This is a genomic window from Microcoleus sp. C2D2 (assembly GCF_036702495.1).
GTDB lineage: Bacteria > Cyanobacteriota > Cyanobacteriia > Cyanobacteriales > Microcoleaceae > Microcoleus.
In genome coordinates, this window is record NZ_JAUBTO010000027.1 from 1 (window position 1) to 18759 (window position 18759).

Annotated in this window: 12 protein-coding genes; 4 read left to right on the forward strand and 8 right to left on the reverse strand. The window is 46.7% G+C overall.

The window, feature by feature from the left end; translation table 11 throughout:
* Positions 1 to 97: 97 nt before the first annotated feature.
* The 3 genes from glmM to hisH form a co-directional block, all read right to left on the reverse strand.
* Positions 98 to 1558, reverse strand: a complete 1461-nt coding sequence (gene glmM, locus QUB61_RS11490; protein WP_333133828.1) for a phosphoglucosamine mutase — start codon at positions 1556 to 1558, stop codon at positions 98 to 100.
* A 415-nt stretch (positions 1559 to 1973) separates the two neighbouring features.
* Positions 1974 to 2516, reverse strand: a complete 543-nt coding sequence (gene rsmD / locus QUB61_RS11495; RefSeq protein WP_333133826.1) for a 16S rRNA (guanine(966)-N(2))-methyltransferase RsmD — start codon at positions 2514 to 2516, stop codon at positions 1974 to 1976.
* Between the two features lie 272 nt (positions 2517 to 2788).
* Positions 2789 to 3424, reverse strand: coding sequence for an imidazole glycerol phosphate synthase subunit HisH (gene hisH / locus QUB61_RS11500; RefSeq protein ID WP_333133825.1), 636 nt, complete (start codon positions 3422 to 3424; stop codon positions 2789 to 2791).
* Between the two features lie 46 nt (positions 3425 to 3470).
* Here hisH and QUB61_RS11505 point away from each other — a divergent pair, with 46 nt between their 5' ends.
* Positions 3471 to 3992, forward strand: a complete 522-nt coding sequence (locus QUB61_RS11505; protein WP_333133824.1) for a pyroglutamyl-peptidase I family protein — start codon at positions 3471 to 3473, stop codon at positions 3990 to 3992.
* 373 nt (positions 3993 to 4365) lie between these two features.
* Here QUB61_RS11505 and QUB61_RS11510 read toward each other — a convergent pair whose 3' ends face one another.
* The gene (locus QUB61_RS11510) at positions 4366 to 4848 is read right to left on the reverse strand and encodes a flavin reductase family protein (protein WP_333133823.1); all 483 of its coding nucleotides are present in this window, start codon (positions 4846 to 4848) and stop codon (positions 4366 to 4368) included.
* A 345-nt stretch (positions 4849 to 5193) separates the two neighbouring features.
* Between QUB61_RS11510 and QUB61_RS11515 the strand changes: the two genes are divergently transcribed.
* A complete protein-coding gene (locus tag QUB61_RS11515; RefSeq protein WP_333133822.1) occupies positions 5194 to 6396 on the forward strand; it encodes a glycosyltransferase family 87 protein in 1203 nt (400 codons plus the stop codon).
* Positions 6397 to 6672: 276 nt separating this feature from the next.
* Here the strand turns inward: QUB61_RS11515 and QUB61_RS11520 are convergent, their stop codons facing one another.
* From QUB61_RS11520 to lgt, 3 genes are all read right to left on the reverse strand, one after another.
* Positions 6673 to 7512: a dienelactone hydrolase family protein gene (locus QUB61_RS11520; protein WP_333133821.1), complete on the reverse strand. Its 840-nt coding sequence runs from the start codon at positions 7510 to 7512 to the stop codon at positions 6673 to 6675.
* A 273-nt stretch (positions 7513 to 7785) separates the two neighbouring features.
* The gene (cobM, locus tag QUB61_RS11525; protein WP_333133820.1) at positions 7786 to 8586 is read right to left on the reverse strand and encodes a precorrin-4 C(11)-methyltransferase; all 801 of its coding nucleotides are present in this window, start codon (positions 8584 to 8586) and stop codon (positions 7786 to 7788) included.
* Between the two features lie 119 nt (positions 8587 to 8705).
* Complete coding sequence (lgt, locus tag QUB61_RS11530) at positions 8706 to 9599, reverse strand: prolipoprotein diacylglyceryl transferase (RefSeq protein ID WP_333133827.1); 894 nt, start codon at positions 9597 to 9599, stop codon at positions 8706 to 8708.
* 316 nt (positions 9600 to 9915) lie between these two features.
* On the opposite strand from lgt, the gene QUB61_RS11535 reads away from it, so the two are divergent.
* Together QUB61_RS11535 and rlmN are read left to right on the forward strand one after the other, a co-directional pair.
* The gene (locus tag QUB61_RS11535; RefSeq protein ID WP_333133819.1) at positions 9916 to 10983 is read left to right on the forward strand and encodes an acyltransferase; all 1068 of its coding nucleotides are present in this window, start codon (positions 9916 to 9918) and stop codon (positions 10981 to 10983) included.
* A gap of 111 nt (positions 10984 to 11094) precedes the next feature.
* Positions 11095 to 12204, forward strand: a complete 1110-nt coding sequence (gene rlmN, locus QUB61_RS11540; protein ID WP_333133818.1) for a 23S rRNA (adenine(2503)-C(2))-methyltransferase RlmN — start codon at positions 11095 to 11097, stop codon at positions 12202 to 12204.
* A 392-nt stretch (positions 12205 to 12596) separates the two neighbouring features.
* Here rlmN and QUB61_RS11545 read toward each other — a convergent pair whose 3' ends face one another.
* Complete coding sequence (locus QUB61_RS11545; RefSeq protein WP_333133817.1) at positions 12597 to 18653, reverse strand: Calx-beta domain-containing protein; 6057 nt, start codon at positions 18651 to 18653, stop codon at positions 12597 to 12599.
* Positions 18654 to 18759 lie beyond the last annotated feature (106 nt).

Genomic DNA, 18759 nt, shown 5'->3' on the forward strand with positions numbered 1-18759 from the left:
TTCCTTCTTCCTTCTTCCTTCTTCCTTCTTCCTTCTTCCTTCTTCCTTCTTCCTTCTTCCTTCTTCCTTCTTCCTTCAGATTAATTCCCCATTTCCATCAGATAGCTATGTGTTGGTGAACGGCTAAAACTAAATTTTCAGTCCAGAAATTAGCCAATTCGGCACTAGCAGCTTCTACCATAACTCGCATTAGCGGTTCAGTGCCAGAAGCGCGAACCAAAACCCGTCCCTGTTCTCCCATTGCAGTTGTAGCACGTTCGATCGCCTTTTGCATTGGCTCGCACTCGTGCCATTTCAGGCGTTTTTCGCGATCGTCCACCCGAATATTTCGCAGCAACTGCGGATAAGTTTGGAAACTACCACTTACCAAGTGTGCCAAAGATTGCCCGGACTGGCGTACCAGCGAAGCCAAATGCAAAGCTGTCAGCAAACCGTCGCCACTGACACCGTAATGCGGACAAAGAATGTGTCCCGATTGTTCGCCGCCCAACATCGCACCGGTACGCTGCATTTCAGCGTGAACGTACTGATCTCCCACGTTCGTTCTAGTTAGTTTGCCCCCCAATTCTTCCCAAGCTCGCTCGAAGCCGAGGTTAGCCATTACAGTAGAAATAATTAAATTGGACGGTAACTGTTCGGAGTCGCGCAACTGCCGGCCCCACAGATAAAGAATGTAATCGCCGTCAATCGCTCGACCTTGGTTGTCAACACCCAAAACTCGATCGGCATCGCCGTCAAAAGCAAATCCCAAATCGGCATTGTGTTCCAAAACCGCCGCTTGCAAAATGTCGAGATGAGTAGAACCGCAGTTAACATTAATGCGAGATCCATCAGGAGAGTCGTGCAAACAGATCACATCCGCCCCCATTTGCGCGAACACCGCCGGCGCCAAACCCGCGGCCGCCCCCCAAGCCAAATCCAAAACTATCCGCATTCCCTCCAAATTCATCTCTTGCAGCGAATCACAGAGCGAAGTGGCATAATCTTTAACCAACTCAGACCGATGGTAGTGGTGTCCCCAACCCAAGCTAGCAATTGGAACCTTTGCCCCCCGGATTCCCGCTTCGATTTGTTCCTGCAACTGCTGCGACAGCTTCGAGCCGTTCGATCCGAAAAACTTAATGCCGTTGTCTTCTGGGGGATTGTGGCTGGCCGAAATCATCACTCCGCCGACAGAATCCGAAACGCTTGCCAGATAAGCAACGCAGGGAGTGGGACACAAGCCCAAATTCCACACTTCCAAACCGGCGGCTGTCAAACCCGCTGACAGTGCCATTGCCAGCATATCGCTGGAATTCCTGCTGTCTTGCCCCAAAATCACAGGCCCCTGGTTAGGGGTATTTTGGCGTAGAACTTGTCCAGCCCAGAAGCCAACTTGCAGGGCTAGGGGTGCATTCAGCAATTCTCCAACTTTCCCGCGAATGCCGTCTGTGCCGAAGAGTTTTGTATTTGGCAGGGAGAGGCTATTTCCCTGCAGAATCGTCTCGCGTTTGGCTGGCTGTACCGAGTTAGCAGCTTGAAACTCGCTGCCACGATGGCGCGAAGGTGTCTGAACCATATTCACTCCTTTAGGAATATTCACACTCACACTTTGGGTTCATGTTACAACTGAAAGTCTTTATTATCAGCGTAAACTCCATTTATTTCGTCGATTGCTGAGGCAACTTGCTCTGACAACCTACGCACAAAGCTTAACTTCATCGGAAAAATTTGTATTGTACCCAAGGGAAAAACTTTTAGTCGCGGGCGCGCTAACGCCAGGAAACCCGGTTTCTTTCTTCGGAAAGAAGTGAGGCGGAGGCTGTTTGAGTCTGTCAATCGATTTTAGATTTTAGATTTTAGATTAAAGAATTGAAGCCTTGACCCCACGGATAAATTCGGGGGCAAGTTTCATCGGATACACGTTTTTTATTTCTGGGTCCTGAGTCTGCTTTCGGAATGAATCCGGGGGCTTGTCTCCTGGGTACTTTCGGTCAGCCACTGCGTGTGTAGAAGGTTAATGCTGTATTGCCGTATATTTTATGGCGGCAAATTTCTAGGCCGGAAATCGGTTCTATCGATCGCTCCGGGCTGTGTTCGACGGCCATTTCGCCGTTTGGTGCTAGCATTTCTTGGCTGGCGATCGTGTTTAACACAGGTTCGTACAAGTCGCTGGCGTAGGGCGGATCGAAGTAAACGCGATCGAACTGCTGCCCCGCTAGTGTCGCCAATTTCGCCGTCGCGTTTCCCCGCAGTATTTGGAATGTTTGGGACGAGTCTGCTATTTGCTCCCAGTTTTCGCGGATAATCGCACAAGCTTTCGCCGACTGTTCGATGCCAGTGACACTCGCGGCTTGACGACACAAAGCTTCTGCACCCATCGAACCGCTGCCGGTACAAATGTCAAGCCATCTGCAATCTGCGATCGTCCCTTGCCAAATATTAAATAAAGCTTCTCTGACTCGCGAAGGTGTAGGGCGAGTTGCGAGTCCCGGCAGAGTTTTGATTTGGCGACTGCCACTGATTCTCAGGCTCATACAATTTTAGATTTTAGATTTTAGATTTTAGATTGGGGATGACTGACTAAATATGAATTTGGTGCAGACTTACATCGTTTCCGGTTGCATCGGAATGATAAAGTCAAGGTCAATAATCCCACATTCCCCGACTCCCGACTCCCGACTCCCAACGGACCATCATTCCGGTGTAACCGGAATTGATATTACAGTTGCATTTTTTATTAAAACTGGTATCATTTAAAACTATAAACACCCGGTTTATACCACAAACCGGGTTTTGCACAAATCCCCTAAGCGGCTACTTTTGCCCTCACCTGACTGACAAAATTTGACAGCATTTGCAATCCCGTACTCGAAGACTTTTCCGGGTGAAATTGCACGGCCATCAGATTGTCTTTAGCTATAGCCGCCGTCACGTTTTGACTACCGTGAGTCACAATTGCCGATCGCACTTCCCAATCAACTGGATCGACATAATAAGAATGCACGAAATAAACCCAAGGATCGGACGGTAAATTTTCCCACAGCGGCAAATCCCGCTGAGTAAATTGCAATTGATTCCATCCCATGTGCGGAATTGTCAAACCCGGTTCCGAGCGAAATCGGCGCACTTTTCCCGCAATAACGCCCAATCCCGGTTCTACACCTTCTTCGGAACTTTCCAACAGAATTTGCATACCCAAACAAATGCCTAAAAAAGGTTTTCGCGAGGCGATCGCACTTTTTATCGGTTCTATCAAATTGCGCGATCGTAAATTCTGCATTGCCGGGTCAAACGAACCTACCCCCGGCAAAACCACTGCATCAGCCTGCTCGATTATAGCAGGAGAATCTGTAATTTTTGGCACTCCACCCACATTTTCCAAGCCTTTACAGACCGAGTGCAGATTTCCCATGCCATAGTCCACTACTGCAATGACAGACATTGACTTACTTGCCTTATATTATCAATATCAGTATTATTGCACAAATATGACTGCGAAAATCCTGCTAACCTCATTTGATACTTGGCTTCCCCATCAGAAATCCAACTCTTCTGACGACTTATTAGCCAAAATTTCCCAAATCAAATCTTTGCCTGATTCCCTGACTTTTTTGAGGAAACTGCCAGTAGATTTTCAGCTAGCACCTAATTTAGCGATCGCCCAAATCAACCAGATCCAACCAAACACTATTATCTGCTGCGGCATGGCCGAAAGTCGGCAAAAATTAACCGTAGAATCTTGCGCTTGCTGCGATAGCGACATTCTGAAAACAGCAGTTAATCTCGAACCGTTAGTCGCTGATTTAGCTGCAACAGAAATCAGTCACGAAGCCGGAAAATTTGTTTGCGAAGCCCTATATTATGCGGTTTTAAAACATATTTGCGATTCTCAAATAGCCGCTAAATGTATTTTCGTCCACGTACCAATTTTAACTCCAGACAACGCTGACCGAATGGTCGCTGATTTTTTATTAGTTATGCGCCGCCTAACTCTCGCAATTAATAAATAGGTCGTTTTAATCTGAGATATTGCACCATTTTTATGAACAGGCAAGATGCCTGTGAAGCGAAGAGTGAATTTTCTTGTGGGGTGGGCAGGAGAGCCCGCCCATAAAAACCTTATCGAGAATGGTGCAAGATGTAAGTTTAATCTGAAATATTGCACCATTCTCAAGAACAGGCAAGATGCCTGTTTCACGAAAAGTGAATTTTCTTGTGGGGCGGGCAGGAGAGCCCGCCCATAAAAAACTTATTGACAATGGTGCAACATTTCAGTCTAATTTAACCTAAAAATTTGTTTAGTGTTCAGAAACCCGGGCTGTTAAAGAAACCGGGTTTCTCGCTGTTAGTTTTTTTTACAGACAACTGCCAACTGCTAAGTCATTAGCCGCCGTAATTCCAACCGGTGTTTTCTAGCAGCAACGGATTGCCTTCTCGGTGGACGCCTGCAGCCACAACTTCTCCCACATAAACCGTGTGATCCCCGTGTTCCACAGCACCGACAACTTTGCACTCGACGTAACCCAGAGAGTCCGAGATAATCGGACAACCAGTTTCCGCGCCGGGATAAAATTCTACATCCTCAAATTTATTGCCAACGCGGCGCTGCTGCTTGAAGAATTTCTGGGCTAAGTCTTTCTGTTCTGCTTCTAGGAAACTCAGAGCAAAGACACCGCTAGCTTTGATCATGGCGTGGGATTTGGAGTCTTGCTTGACGCAGTTGACAACTAAGGGAGGGGTGAAGGAAGATTGCATCACCCAGCTAGCGGTGAAACCGTTGACTTCCTCCCCGTCTTTGACACCGCAGATGTACAATCCGTGAGGGATTTTCCGCAAGATGGTCTTTTTAGCTTGTTCGTCTAGCACGGGCTTACCTGTTCGATCGATAATTCTACATCGATCAGTTTACCTTTTGGAGGGCCCACAAACCCAACTGTCTTAAGGGCGATCGCACCGGCCCGAATGCTGAGACTGCCAATACTGCTGTTTTTGAACCCAAATATTCCGCTCCCAGCAATATATCTTTTTATTAACTTCAGTTAAATTTTCTGCATTTGACCATAACTAAGTATATAGTTTATCAAAAATTTAGCTGTTAATATTTTAGCCTTTATCTAGTAGATATAACTGTTAACCCTAAACAAATTAGGCATCAGTCGTATACAAGTGCTGAATTGTCACTTATACTTGCACAAACTAGGAGAGAATCTGATGAAAGAATCGTTGAAACGTAACTTTTGTTATGGTCTGGTAGCACTCAGTACGCTATCTCTAATTCTTTTCGGAATACTTGGCATTGGCAGAGGAGAGCGTGAACCGAATATTGACGGTGCTGTCCTTTATGCTGCTGGACGCGCTTGGCTGAGGGGTTTAAATCCCTACAACCACGATTTCCTCGTTCAAAGTGTAGCAGGAATAAAGGAAATTGACAGTCTGAAAACTGCCGGTTTCTTTTATCCTCCCCAATCAGCACCACTGTGTATGTTTGTCGGTCTTTTCGATTACTCGGTTGCCAAGTTCATCTGGCTAGGACTCAACTTGCTGTCAATCGCAGCTATTATTTTCATGACTGTTCGTACCGTCAATCAACATCAAAATAATAGTGAAAATCAACTGGGCGGTTGGATCGTGGCTGCGATGATTATCGGCAACCCATTCACTACCCGCGTTGTGTGGCTGGGCCAAACTTCTTTGATGGCTTTTTCTGCCACAATGGCTGCTTGGTTCTTCAGCCAACGGCAAAAATTTGTATGGGCAGGAATCTGTTTAGGTATAGCCAGTTTTAAGCCACAACTATGCTTATTGCTCGGTATTTGGTTTTTGCTAGAACGGAACTGGAAAATATTAGCTGTAGCCTTCGCAACGGCTACAATTATGAGCGCTTACCCATTGGTGCTGTACGGCGGGCCCGTTGCGATGCTGGCAGCGTGGCATCAAGGAATTCAAGACAAATATAGCTCTTTGCCTTTCAATCAACCGGGGACTAGAGATATAGTGGGCATGGAAAGTCTTTTCGCTTCTTTCGGCTTGAAGATACCGGCTATCAAGATTATGGCAGTAATTTTACCTGTTCTGCTGTGGGCGTTCCGCAATAGAATTAATCGAGAAGATGTCTTGGCTGTGCTGATGGGTATATCCTTCACGTTTCTCGGATATAATCACTCTTACGATTATGTAGGTTTGTTCCCGCTTCTGACATCGCTGTGGCTGTATAGCAGCAATAACCGCAATACTTTGCTCAGCAGTATTGCTTTAGTTTTTCTGCTCTTTATCCCGAGCCGGGTATTTATAGCAGCGAATCTGGATTTTTTGCTTCACTGGAGAACAATTGTCGTTTTGATGCTGGTAGTTGGTGTTGTGGCATTCAGCATGAAAGCTAAATCCCGTCAAAGATTCCAGCAAGAAATCGCTTGATTTTCGCAGACTTGCCAGGGGCAGAAATTATCATAAGACGCGCTTGCGTCATAAACCGGGTTTATACGAAAAAATCCTGGTTGGGCGACTACACATCTACAAAGAAACCGGGTTTATGAACCTCTGCCTCCAAGACTTAGGCAAAAAGTAATTTGACGCACTACTTATAGTGCTAAGGTGCGCATTGCGCACCCTGCACAATTAGGTTCTGCATAAGTTCTGAACTCAAAACTCATCGAGAGACCAAGGGTTGCGAAGAACGAAGAAATCTCAAAACTATTGTGCAACTCCGTGCTTCTTAAACCAATCTTGCAACTGTTTCCAAGCATCCTCAGCTTCTTTTTCCCGGTAAGTGGCGCGATAGTCGGCGTTAAAACCGTGCGGCGTATCTGGATAAAGCACAATTTCGGAACCGCTGCTGCCAGTTTTGAGAACTTCCCGCATTTTCTCGACTGTATCGTTGGGAATTAACTCGTCTTTGCCGCCGTAAAGCCCCAATACAGGCACTTTCAAATTTGCTGCAATGTCGATCGGGTGTTTGGGAGTTAAAGCCGTAGAATCGCCAACCAAACGCCCGTACCAAGCCACTCCTGCTTTGACTTTCGGGTTGTGGGAAGAGTACAGCCAAACCATTCTGCCACCCCAGCAAAATCCTGTAATTCCCAACTTATTAATATTGCCTTTTGCTGACTTTTGTGCCCAATCTACGGTAGCATCTAAATCCGACATAGCTTGAGCGTCAGGAACTTTCGAGACAACTTTACTAACAATTTCTTGAATGTCCGTGATTTTAGAAACATCACCTTGACGGGCAAACATTTCTGGGGCGATCGCTAAATAACCTAATTTGGCCAAACGGCGGCAAATATCTTGAATGTGTGCGTGAACTCCGAAGATTTCTTGAATTACTAAAATTACTGGAAAATTGCTGCCGCTGGCTGGCATTGCTCTGTAGGCTGGAATTGAGCCGTCTGTTACGGGAATTTTTACCTCACCTGCTATTAAACCAGCAGCATCCGTATTGATAACGGCAGCCGCAATAGGATGAACTGCTAAGGCAAATCCGGCGCTTAATGCGGTGACAGTAATAAATTGTCGGCGAGTTAAATCTTTCATGGGGAAGAAGGAAAAAGTAAGAAGGAAGGAAAAAGAAGGCGGGTTTTGTACGGAGATTCTGGGCAGTTTATCTGATATTGCTTGCTAAACCCGCCCCTACAAGATTAATTTTATCAGATTTCGATTTAATTCTGAATTCAGAATAATTAGCTAAGTAGATAATGAAAAAAATATAGTATTTTGTAGGGGTCTCTTTAGCTAAGAATCACTCCTATACAACTGAGAAAATTAGTGCAAAAGCCGCCCTCCCCATGTAATCTTGATTTGTAACGACTACTTATTGGCCATTTTTGATTTTTTTCGGAACAGCCGATCGTGCTCTGGATGGTACAAGCGCGATCGCCCTTCTGCTTCTTTTCCCAAGGCCGGACTAATCACATACATTGTCGTTCTGAGCAAATTATTTTCGCGGGTAGCAACTGCCATTTTGTCAAGGGGAACTAGCACAATTTTTTCATCGGGCCAGCCCAACCGATAACAAATCGCTACAGGCAAATCAGATGGGTAGTGTTCCATCAATTTAGCTTGAGCTTGTTCGACATGGCGGGCGCTCAAATACAGGCACAAACTCGCTTGATGAGCCGCTAAACTCGCCAATTCTTCGCGTTTTGGTACTTCGGTTCGACCGCTAATTCGCGTCAAAATAATTGTCTGCACAACTCCGGGAACTGTCAACTCAATTTTAAGTTTAGCAGCAGCAAGTTGGAAAGCGCTAATTCCCGGGATTACCTCAAAACCAATTCCAGCGTCAGCCAAAGCTTGCATTTGTTCGCCCACAGCCCCGTAGAGACAGGGATCGCCCGAATGGAGGCGGACGACGCTTTTTCCGTCCTGCACTCGTTCCACCATCAAAGGTACAATCTCTTCGAGGGTCTTATCAGCAGTTTGGATCACTTCAGCATCCGCGCGTACCCCCTGCAAAATTTGCTCTGGGACTAGCGAATCAGCAAATAATATGACATCGGCAGAAGCCAATAATTTTTGGGCCTTAACAGTTAACAAATCCGGGTCTCCCGGACCTGCACCTACAATGTATACTCCTGGAATTAGGGATTCAATCTCTGTCAAACTCATTGCTACTAAAAAATTTTCTAAATTTACTGGCGCTTCCGGATGCACCTGTTTTGGTTGGAAGTAAGGGATGGTAGATGCACCCTGGTTTTAACCCTAGAGACTAACCTCTCTGGGGTTTTTTATTGATCCTCTGGGGATTTGTGAGCGCTCTTTGCCCGATCGCCGTTGGGGGAAATAACATCTGGTAAAGGTCGATCGGCCAAATAAAGCCAAGCCAACCCGCCCAACCCTAAAACAATCCCAGTCAAGCTTACCATTTGCGCCGTCCGCAGCGGCCCGAACATCAAACTATCAGTTCGCAACCCTTCAATCCAGACTCTACCCGAACTGTAAGCTGCGATATAAACCAAAAACAAAGCACCAGTTTTCAAGCGAATTTTGCCCTGCAAATCGCGGAAAAACAAAGTCAGAAGCAACCCAAATACTGCCAAATTCCACAGGGATTCGTAGAGAAATGTGGGGTGGAAGTATTCAAAATTAGCGTAGGCGGGCGGGCGGCTGTTTGGGGGAATATAGAGTTTCCATGGCAAATCCGTAGGACTGCCAAAAGCTTCGGAGTTAAAGAAATTTCCCCAGCGTCCGATCGCCTGACCGAGAATTGCCGAAGGCGCGATTAAATCTGCCAATTGCCAAAAAGAAACTCGCTGAATTTTAGCAAAAATTAAAGCTGCGATCGTCCCGCCCAAAATTGCCCCGTGAATGGCAATTCCGCCTTTCCAAATCGCAATAATATCCTCTGGCCTCTGGGCGTATTGCTGCCACTCGAAAGCCACGTAATAAATTCGAGCGCAGGGAATAGCGCCCAGGACCAGCCAAATTGCCAAATCGCCCAGCAAGTCCGGGTTGACGCGGCGTTTTTGGGCCAAGTATTGGGACAGACTGACCCCAATCAAGACGGCAGAAGCTATCAACAGCCCGTACCAGCGGATGGCTAGGGGGCCGAGTTGAAAGATAATCGGGCCTGGGGATGTAAATTGAAACGCTAAGGGCAGCGCCAGAATATTTAGCACCATAAAAGTTGCATTAATTGTCATGGAAAGCAGTTAAATTTGCATACCCTTGAACAAACTACAGAGTTTATTTTAGGTGGCTGCGGTCATTTATACGCAATTTTTGGGGAATTTTGCCAAAAATTAACCTTATTGTCAGGATTTCTGTTATTGCAACCTTGTTGACGTGGCACGACGGACTGAAGGGCTAAACTCAGAATCACAGAATTACCTTGAAATGCGTCCAGGAATATAAGAGTCAGTGGGCCTGGACATGCAAAAACTATTGGTGTTAATATGCATTTATAAAAAAATAATAATTTCTAAGGAAATAATTATCATGACACCATCCAAATTTTACATTCCTTCCTTGGACGGAATGAGGACGATTGCTTTTCTCATTGTCTTTTTATCTCATGCAGGGGCTACTCATATTGTCCCTGGAGGCTTTGGTGTAACAGTGTTTTTCTTTTTAAGTGGATATTTGATCACAACTTTGCTGAGACGTGAATATGAAAAAAACCAAGTCATTAATTTCAAACATTTTTATTTACGACGCATTCTGCGAATTTGGCCTGGCTTTTATCTGGTCTTATTCCTAGGATCTATCTTGACATTGATAGGTGTACTTGCAGGGGAAATCCAACTACCAGCTTTTTTAAGCCAGGTTCTACATTATTATAACTATTATGAAGCTTTTGTTACTACCTCTGGAGTAGCTCCTGGTACTGGTGTATATTGGTCTCTGGCGGTGGAGGAACACTTCTACTGTCTTTTCCCTTTTCTCTACATAAGTTTACTCAAAATGCGTGTGAGCCCCCAAAGACAAATGTTAATTCTTTGGGGAATTTGCTTAGCTCTTCTAATTTGGAGATGTGTTCTAGTGTTTGGCATGGGAGCAAATGAAAGTCGCATCTTTCATTTATCAGATACGAGAATAGATAGTATATTGTTTGGCTGTGCATTAGCGGTCAATGGCAACCCAGTATTAGATCCTCCCTATGGCTCTGATAGACTGTGGAAGTATTTCTTACTACCAGCAGGAATTACTGTACTTCTTTTATCGTTTATATATCGTTCTCCTGAATTTGCAAATACATTGCGTTACACTATTCAAGGTCTTGCACTACATGGTATTTTTATTGCTGCTATCCGTTTTCCAGATTGGGGAGTATTTCAAATTCTTAATTGGAGTTGGATGCGGTTTATTGGTCTGCTTTCATACTCGCTTTATTTAGTACACGATACTGTAATTCACGCTGTTAATCTTTATTTACCTCAAATTTATGGGGCTTTGCAAGGAGCGCTGAGTCTGCTGATTTGCTTTATATTAGCCTATGCAATTTATACGTATATAGAGCTGCCATGCGGAAAGCTACGCAAGCAGTTGTCATCCTCATCAAGTTAAGTGCCAGAAAATATTTACCAAGTCTATTTTCGCCAATTTCGTCACCGATCGGCGGCAGCTTTGGTCGAGAAGTTTTAATATAGAGGATGGCTTTAAATTTTCTGATGACCTATGTCTCCTACTTCCGTTTCTCAGGTGTACTCTTCTGGTAATTCCAAGGGTGCGAATCAGTCTCGCAAGACTGCTGCTTTGGCTGTTGAGTCGGGTAACATTCCGCCCTTGCTGGGGGCGAGTTTAGCTGAGTTAACCGAGTGGGTGCAGCAGCAGGGACAACCGGCTTATCGCGGAAAGCAGTTGTACCAGTGGATTTATGAGAAAGGCGCCCGATCGATCTCTGACATTTCTGTATTCTCGAAACAGTGGCGCGAGACTGTTGCTAAAATTCCGATCGGGCGATCGACCATTCACTATCGATCGGTCGCACCAGACGCCACCGTAAAGTATCTCTTAAAACTGGCAGACGGTCAAATCATTGAAACAGTAGGCATTCCCACCGATAAACGGCTGACTGTGTGCGTTTCAGCCCAAGTTGGCTGCGCGATGGGCTGCGACTTTTGCGCTACCGGAAAAGGCGGTTTCAAGCGCAATTTAGAAAAACACGAAATCGTCGATCAAGTCTTGACAGTACAGCAAGATTTCGGCCGCAGAGTCAGCCACATTGTATTTATGGGAATGGGCGAACCCCTGCTGAATTTCGATAATGTTGTAGCTGCTGTCAAGTGTTTGAATCAAGACGTAGGAATTGGACAGCGAAACATCACCGTTTCCACAGTAGGAATTCGCAATCGCATCAGCCAACTAGCCGAACACCAACTGCAAGTTACCCTCGCCGTCAGCCTCCACGCTTCCAATCAAAGATTGCGCGAAGAGTTAATTCCTAGCGCCCGCCCTTATGTTTTGGGTGACTTAATCGCAGAATGTCGGGAATATGTGCGATCGACTGGGCGGAGATTGAGTTTTGAATACGTGCTTTTAGCTAATGTCAATGACTTGCCTGAACACGCAGCCGAGTTAGCAACTCACTTGCGCGGTTTTCAGTGTCACGTCAATTTGATTCCTTACAATCCGATTCAGGAAGCTGATTATCAGCGACCGACTCCCAATCGAATTAACAGTTTTGTTTCGGTTTTGAAGGAAAAGAACATTGCAGTTAGCGTGCGGTATTCTCGGGGCTTAGAAGCAGATGCCGCCTGCGGACAATTGCGGGCATCCGAGGTTTAGGATGGGATTTTTGGCCGCGATATTATAACATCGAGTCAACAGTTAACAGTCTAAGCTGCTACGCATCTAAATTGAATAAAGAGACGGGTTCTCCTGCCCATTCCACAAGAATTGTAGAAAAATTGACTGTCAAATTAGATGCACAGCAGCTTATCACCCCGTCATATCAAATCTGTTAGCATCAGAATTATTCCTATCTCTATTCTCTGCATCAGCGTGAATCAGCGTCAATCCCTTGTCATCTGCGGTTAATAAATTCTCTTTTTTTAACCGCAGATACAGGCAGATAAACACAGATTAACGCAGATGAATTAGATCGAGTCCGGTTGCACCATCATTGATATCAGTTTTTCGATTGAGAGTCGTACCGCCAACAGTCAACACTACTGTGCTTAAACTGTTCGGAAATCGTTAACAGCAATTAGCGAAGCGTTGACTCCGATTAAAGAGGCGATCGCAATTCCATTCACTTTAATCAAAGTATTGTTATTACTCTGACTAATTTCCAATTGATTAAAACTCAAACCGCGAGACAATCCTAACACATCTTCGCCTTTAACAAAATCGGAAATAATATCAAGTCCGAAATTACTTGCGATCGCAAACGTGTCCTTACCAATCCCGCCAATCAAGCTGTCCTCTCCTAAATCTCCGAACAATAAATCCTCGCCAGTACAACCGAGGATAGTGTCGTTGTTTCCACCCCCATAAATTGTATCATTTCCAGCACCGCCATCTATCAAATCATTATTCTGATTGCCAGCGAGTAAATCATTGCCAGCATCACCGCACAGGGTGTCATTTCCTGATTGTCCGAAGATAAAATCATTGCCTTGACTTCCGACTATGACATCGTTATCTTGGCCGCCGATGACGATATCGTTGCCTTTGCCCCCATCAATAAAGTTGGCGCCTTCATTGCCATAAATTAAGTCATTGCCATCTTCACCGTTAATCGAATCGTTCCCATTATTTCCGAAGACGATATCGTCGCCTCCACCGCCTAGTACGAGGTCGTTACCTTTGCCGCCAATAAGGAAGTCATTACCGCGCTTTCCGTTGAGGAAATCGTTGCCTTCATTGCCGTTAAAAATGTCTGGGCTATTGCCACCAATTAGGTTGTCGTTACCTGCTTTGGCATCGAATATATTGGGACTGTTGCTGCCCAAATAACCGTCATTTTTGGAAGTACCAATTAGGATGCCAGAATTGCCGTTGATAATATTATCGACTGGATTTGGTCGATCGAGGTTTGGTCGTTCAATGCGATCGCCAATGCAGTTTGGATCGGCTGCGGGAGTTGGTGTGGGCGTGGGGGTGGGAGTTGGTATGGGAGTTGGTATGGGAGTTAGTGTGGGAGTTAGTGTGGGAGTTGGTGTGGGAGTTGGTATGGGAGTTAGTGTGGGAGTTAGTGTGGGAGTTGGTGTGGGAGTTGGTGTGGGAGTTGGTGTGGGAGTTGGTGTGGGAGTTGGTGCGGGAGTTGGCGTTGTATCTACGATCGTCAAAATCGCCGTATTTTGATTTCCCAAACTACCATTATTTGTGGCATTTGTCAAACTGAGATTGACTGTTTCATTCTCTTCTACTAAGGTGTCTTCAGTGATAGGAATAGTGAAAGTTTTGCTAGTTTCGCCAGAGAGAAACTTTAGCGTACCCGACGTAGCAGTGTAATCACTTCCGGCGGTGGCGCTACCGTCAGCCGTGGCGTAACTCACAGAGGCCGAGACATTGGTTTCACCTGTACGATTAACTGCAATTGTTTGGGTTGTGCCGTTTTCATTAACGCTGTAAGTGGCGCTACTGAAATTAAAAATTCCCGGCGCTACTATGTCGTTATCGGCGATCGCCACTGAAGCAGTTTCAGTACCAGCCGTCCCCAAATTGTAAGCAGCCGCACCCACTAAAGTCAGCTTGAGGGCCTCGCTAGCTTCCACAAGGCTGTCGTCAACGGGGGTAATAGTAACATCTGCGAAAGATTGACCTGCCGGAATGATAATGCTATCCGTTAAATTCGGCGTGTAATCATTGCTGGTGGCAAAGCCCGTACCCCTAGCAGTTGTATAATTTACTGTCAGCGGCAGGCTGGTACTGCCCGATCGCGCGATGCGGAAAGTACCCGGATTTGTACCAGATTCGGCTGCTGCTGCGTCTGTCGCAGTAATAGTTACCGTCGGTAAGGCAATGTTAAACCGGGCTACAGTCGGATCGTGGTCGCTGTCTTGGTCGGCAAATTCTGAGTTGATGTGAACGACATCAAATCCGGCTAAGTTACTGGCTAAGTTATTGCTAACTAAAATGTGATCGAGAACCTGCGCGTTGCCTTGAAAATTATAAGTGTAGCGCTCATTTTCCGGCAGAGTTTCAATTAAGTTTTGCAGCACAGCCTTGCCGCTACCGCCCGGAATTCCCCGCACAACATTCAGCGGTTCGGAAAACTGAAAATCGTTTAAATCTCCAGCAACAATCACATTCGCATTGGCATCTACTGCCAAAATGCTATCGACAAAATCGTTGACAATTTGTGCTTGTTGGAGGCGCTGACTTTCGCTGCTGAGGACAGGCGGTTGGTTGGGGCCGAAAAGCGGTTGGTCGCCGCCTTTTGAGTTGAAGTGATTGGCAATCACAAATACTTGCTGGCCGTTGAATAGAAATTCACCGACTAGAGGCTTGCGGCTGCTATTAAATGCTGCATTAATCGGGTCAATTCTGCCGGGACTTGCTGAGAGTGCGGGCGCGCCACTGACGCTGTTAACTGTTGTTGAGGTTGTGGAAGTGCCGCCTGGGCGATCGACAAAAGTAACGCGGCTGGGATTGAACAAAAATCCGACTCGAATATTGCCCCCCGGTTCGCCGCCGTCTTGGTTGTTTACAGGGTTAATTTGCCGGAATTCATAAGTCGGGCCGCCTGCTGCTTGAATGGCGGAAATTAAGGTATTGTAAGTTATGTCAGACGCCACAGTAGTGTCATTAGTCGCCCCGTTGTTGTCTTGAATTTCCTCCAAATTGATAATGTCAGGACTTTGAAGGTTGCTGACAATTCGGCTGGCTAGGGCTGGGAATTTGGCGGTATCGCTTGGGTCTAAATTCTCGACGTTGAAGTTGGCGACTGTCAGTTGATTGGCATTTCCAGTTAGGTTTGTAACTTCTTTAGCCAAGCCGCCAGAAGTGACGCTGGATTGAGGAATTTGAGCGGTATTTAAAACCTCGTAATTGCTGAAACTGTAACCGACGATGCCTGAAACTGCACTCAATTTGTCGCCGACGTTGGTAACAGGCGATAGGCTGCTACCGCTGGGAGGATTGAGCAAGGTGTCGTCAATTTGAATGCGTTCGGGATTAAAATCAGTAGCAGAAACGGCAATCCCACCGCGATTAGTTCTGCCCGTAGCATTTGCACCGTTATCTGGCAAAACGTAGAATTCGCCCAAGTTATTTGTGGGGCCGACAACTACTGGATTGTTGACTTGTACCAGCATTCCTTCTAAGCTTTCATAGAAGTCGATGCCTTCACTTGTCGGGTCGAAATCGCCGCCAGTTTCTACATTGCCCGCAGCAGTGAAATCATTTTGAATGGAAGTTGTAGGTTGACTGCGGCCGCCGTTGCCGATAATAGTGGGAGTAACTGTACCGAGAGATGCGATCGCCCCCACCGCAGCCCCAGAAACCGTAGCATTAATTTGGGTAGTGGTAAGATTGGTAGCGTTGTTAGCGGGGCGGAATTCGTCAACTCGACCAGTTACCTGTACCGATTGTCCGACTGTCGGATTCGCGATCGCGGAATTTCCCAGGAACACAAAAATCGCTTCCGATGTAGAATCTGGATTCGCCCCCGTGTCGGGAGTCGGGTCTTGCATATAAAAGCCGCGACCGCTGCCAGCGCTAATTACCGCTGTCACTACACCCGGAACATTGCTAACAGTTTGAGTGGCTAAAGATGAAGTGTGACTTGCGCCTTGAATGTTGCGGATGCGAACCGGAGAATTACCTAAAGTTACGGTATCGCTGCGGAATTTCTGGAAGTTGTCCTGCGGCAATTCTTTCGAGATAATGTTGTCGCCGTACCACACATTGTCGCCGTTATCAACTAATAGCTGAATCTGACTGGTGTCGGTTAAGGTACTCGGCACTTCCACGATTGATTCAAAACTGCCGCCTGCATTCAAAGCTGTCAAGTCAGCCGATCGCAAGATCGGTGCATCAGCAGCATTTCCAGTCCAAGTATACAGCCGGAAGTCTTTCGGGGCCTTACCCGTAGCGTTATCAGCAGGGCCGGCGAGAATTAGGTATTCGTTGCTAGCATTGCGATCGATGCTGCGAATTCCGCGGCCGCCCAAATCTAATTCAATCGGATCGCCGATGGTAGCGCTGGTAGCCGTCCCCGTTACCAAGCTGGCAAAGTTAGTAATCGGTGCGATCAAAGCTTTAGTGCGATCGGTTGTCGGAACTTGCGGTGCCCGGAATGCAACGTAAGCAGTAGTGTTGTCCGGGGCAAATGTCAAGCCTTCAATATTGAAACCGTCGAGGGTTGCTGCTTCCGGCACTTTGCCCGCGGCCGCGCTAGCCGTAAAGTTGAAACCGTTAGTATCTCCCCACGCAATCAAATCGCTTCGCAGGTTGTTGTACTGGCCGGTGTAAGCGAGAGTTGTTGCCGCACCGGTACCGGAGATATCCGTCGCAAACAAGCGGTAACGGTTGGGGCGCAAATTGCCGCCGCTGGCGTTGCTGTGGGAACCCAACCAGTAAATTCGGTTGCCGGCGCGGGTTGAAGCTTCGATGTCAACTTCTCTGGGAACACCGCCGGATAAGTCACTCAAGCCGAGAGAGTTGGTAAAATCAAAGGTTTTGACTGGTAAGCCGGAATTGGCCCGATCGTACAAACGAATAATTTGGTCTTCGTCGTCGGCGACTACCATATAGTTGGAGTCGATCGCGATCGCCGTACTCGCATCGCTTGTCCCCGTGAGAAAGCGGCCGGTCGCAGGAGTGCCCGAAGCAGCAGAAGCAGCGTAGTTGAGGACGGTAGATGTTGTGCTTGTTCCGTCGCTAACGGTTACAGTCACATCAGCATAGCCGACACCTGCAGGAGTAATTTTGAGATTGCGGTTTGCACCGGTACCGCTGAGGGCTAAATTGGCGTTGGGAACGACATCAGTGTTGCTGCTGGTTGCGGTTAATATCAGACTGTCGGCAGCAGTCTCCGCATCGGCTAAAGTAAAGTTGACACCGAAGTTTTTCGCCGGATCGGTGGGGTCGTTGATGACCCCAGACAAGCTAGGAACTGTTAAAAAAGTAGAAGCTGCACTCGGTGCGATCGTTGGAGGAGTGTTAGCAGTCGTGCCAACAGTTGTAGTGACAGTCGCAGTAGAGGAATTGTTGGTTTCGTTGCTTTCGGCGATCGTATTTCCCGGATCGGCAAGGTCGGCGCCAACAGCGCTGGTGACAGTACCCGCAGCAGTCGGGGTAACATTAACAGTCAGGGTTGCACTGCCGCCTGGATCGATCGCACCTCCTGAAAAAGTAACCACTCCACCCGCTTGACTGACGGTATAACCGGCAGCGCTAGCCGAATTGTATGTCACCCCCTCCGGCAGAGTGAAGTTGGCGCTAACTCCTGTACCCGCAGCAGTACCGCTGTTGGCTAATGTCAGCGTGTAGTTGAAAGGAGTGTTAACGGTTGCTTTAGCAGGGGCGCTGCTGGTGATGGTTAAGTCGGGTAAAGGAATTGTTGTGGCGATCGTCACTGCCGCAGCAATATCTGTTAGTGCAGTAGGATTAGTCACAGTCGTAGCTGTGCGCGGAGTCGTCCAAGTACCAGTACCGACATTGTAAGTTCCAGTTAACTTAGTAAACGCCCCGCCAGCAGGATCGGGAAAAACAATTATATTAGTTCTATGCCCAAAAGTTCCCTTTTCATTGTTGTAGATATCATTTGTTGGCAATACATAACCGCCAGTAGCAGGAGGATTTGCAGTCCCTACACCCGTGCCAAAAAATACAGCATCAATCGGAAGAGTTTTGCTAGTAATGCTGGCAACCGGAACGTCAAAAATCCCAATACCGTCAGCATTAGTGCCTCCATTTCCTAGCACCCCGGAAGTGTTCAGAGATCCAAAACCATCACCCGCAGTTGTGCCTGTATTGATAGTTTTCAGCCAATTTGCCGCAGCAATATCTGTAGTGCCGGCACCGTTAATTAATTTGCCAGAACCCCCTACATAAGCAACTTGTCCCTGAGTGAGGGTACCTGAATTAATGCTGAAACCGTAAGTTAAATCAGCCCCCCTAACCCATCCGTTGGGATTTGCAGTTCCATTATTCGTCCACACCACCGTGTATGGAGTCGCTGCAAAGTCGATCGCCTCTGTAGCAATTACCTGCACATACTCGTAAGGGCTATCTGTACCGGCTGGATTTGCCATGTAGCCCGAAATCACTAATTTTGCTGCCATAAAACTTTTTTCCCTAGTTAGCGATCGTTAATTACTCCCAAAAACCGATACTACTAGCCTAAAGTTAACGAATAGTAACTGTTTATTTAAGTAACACTTAATAACA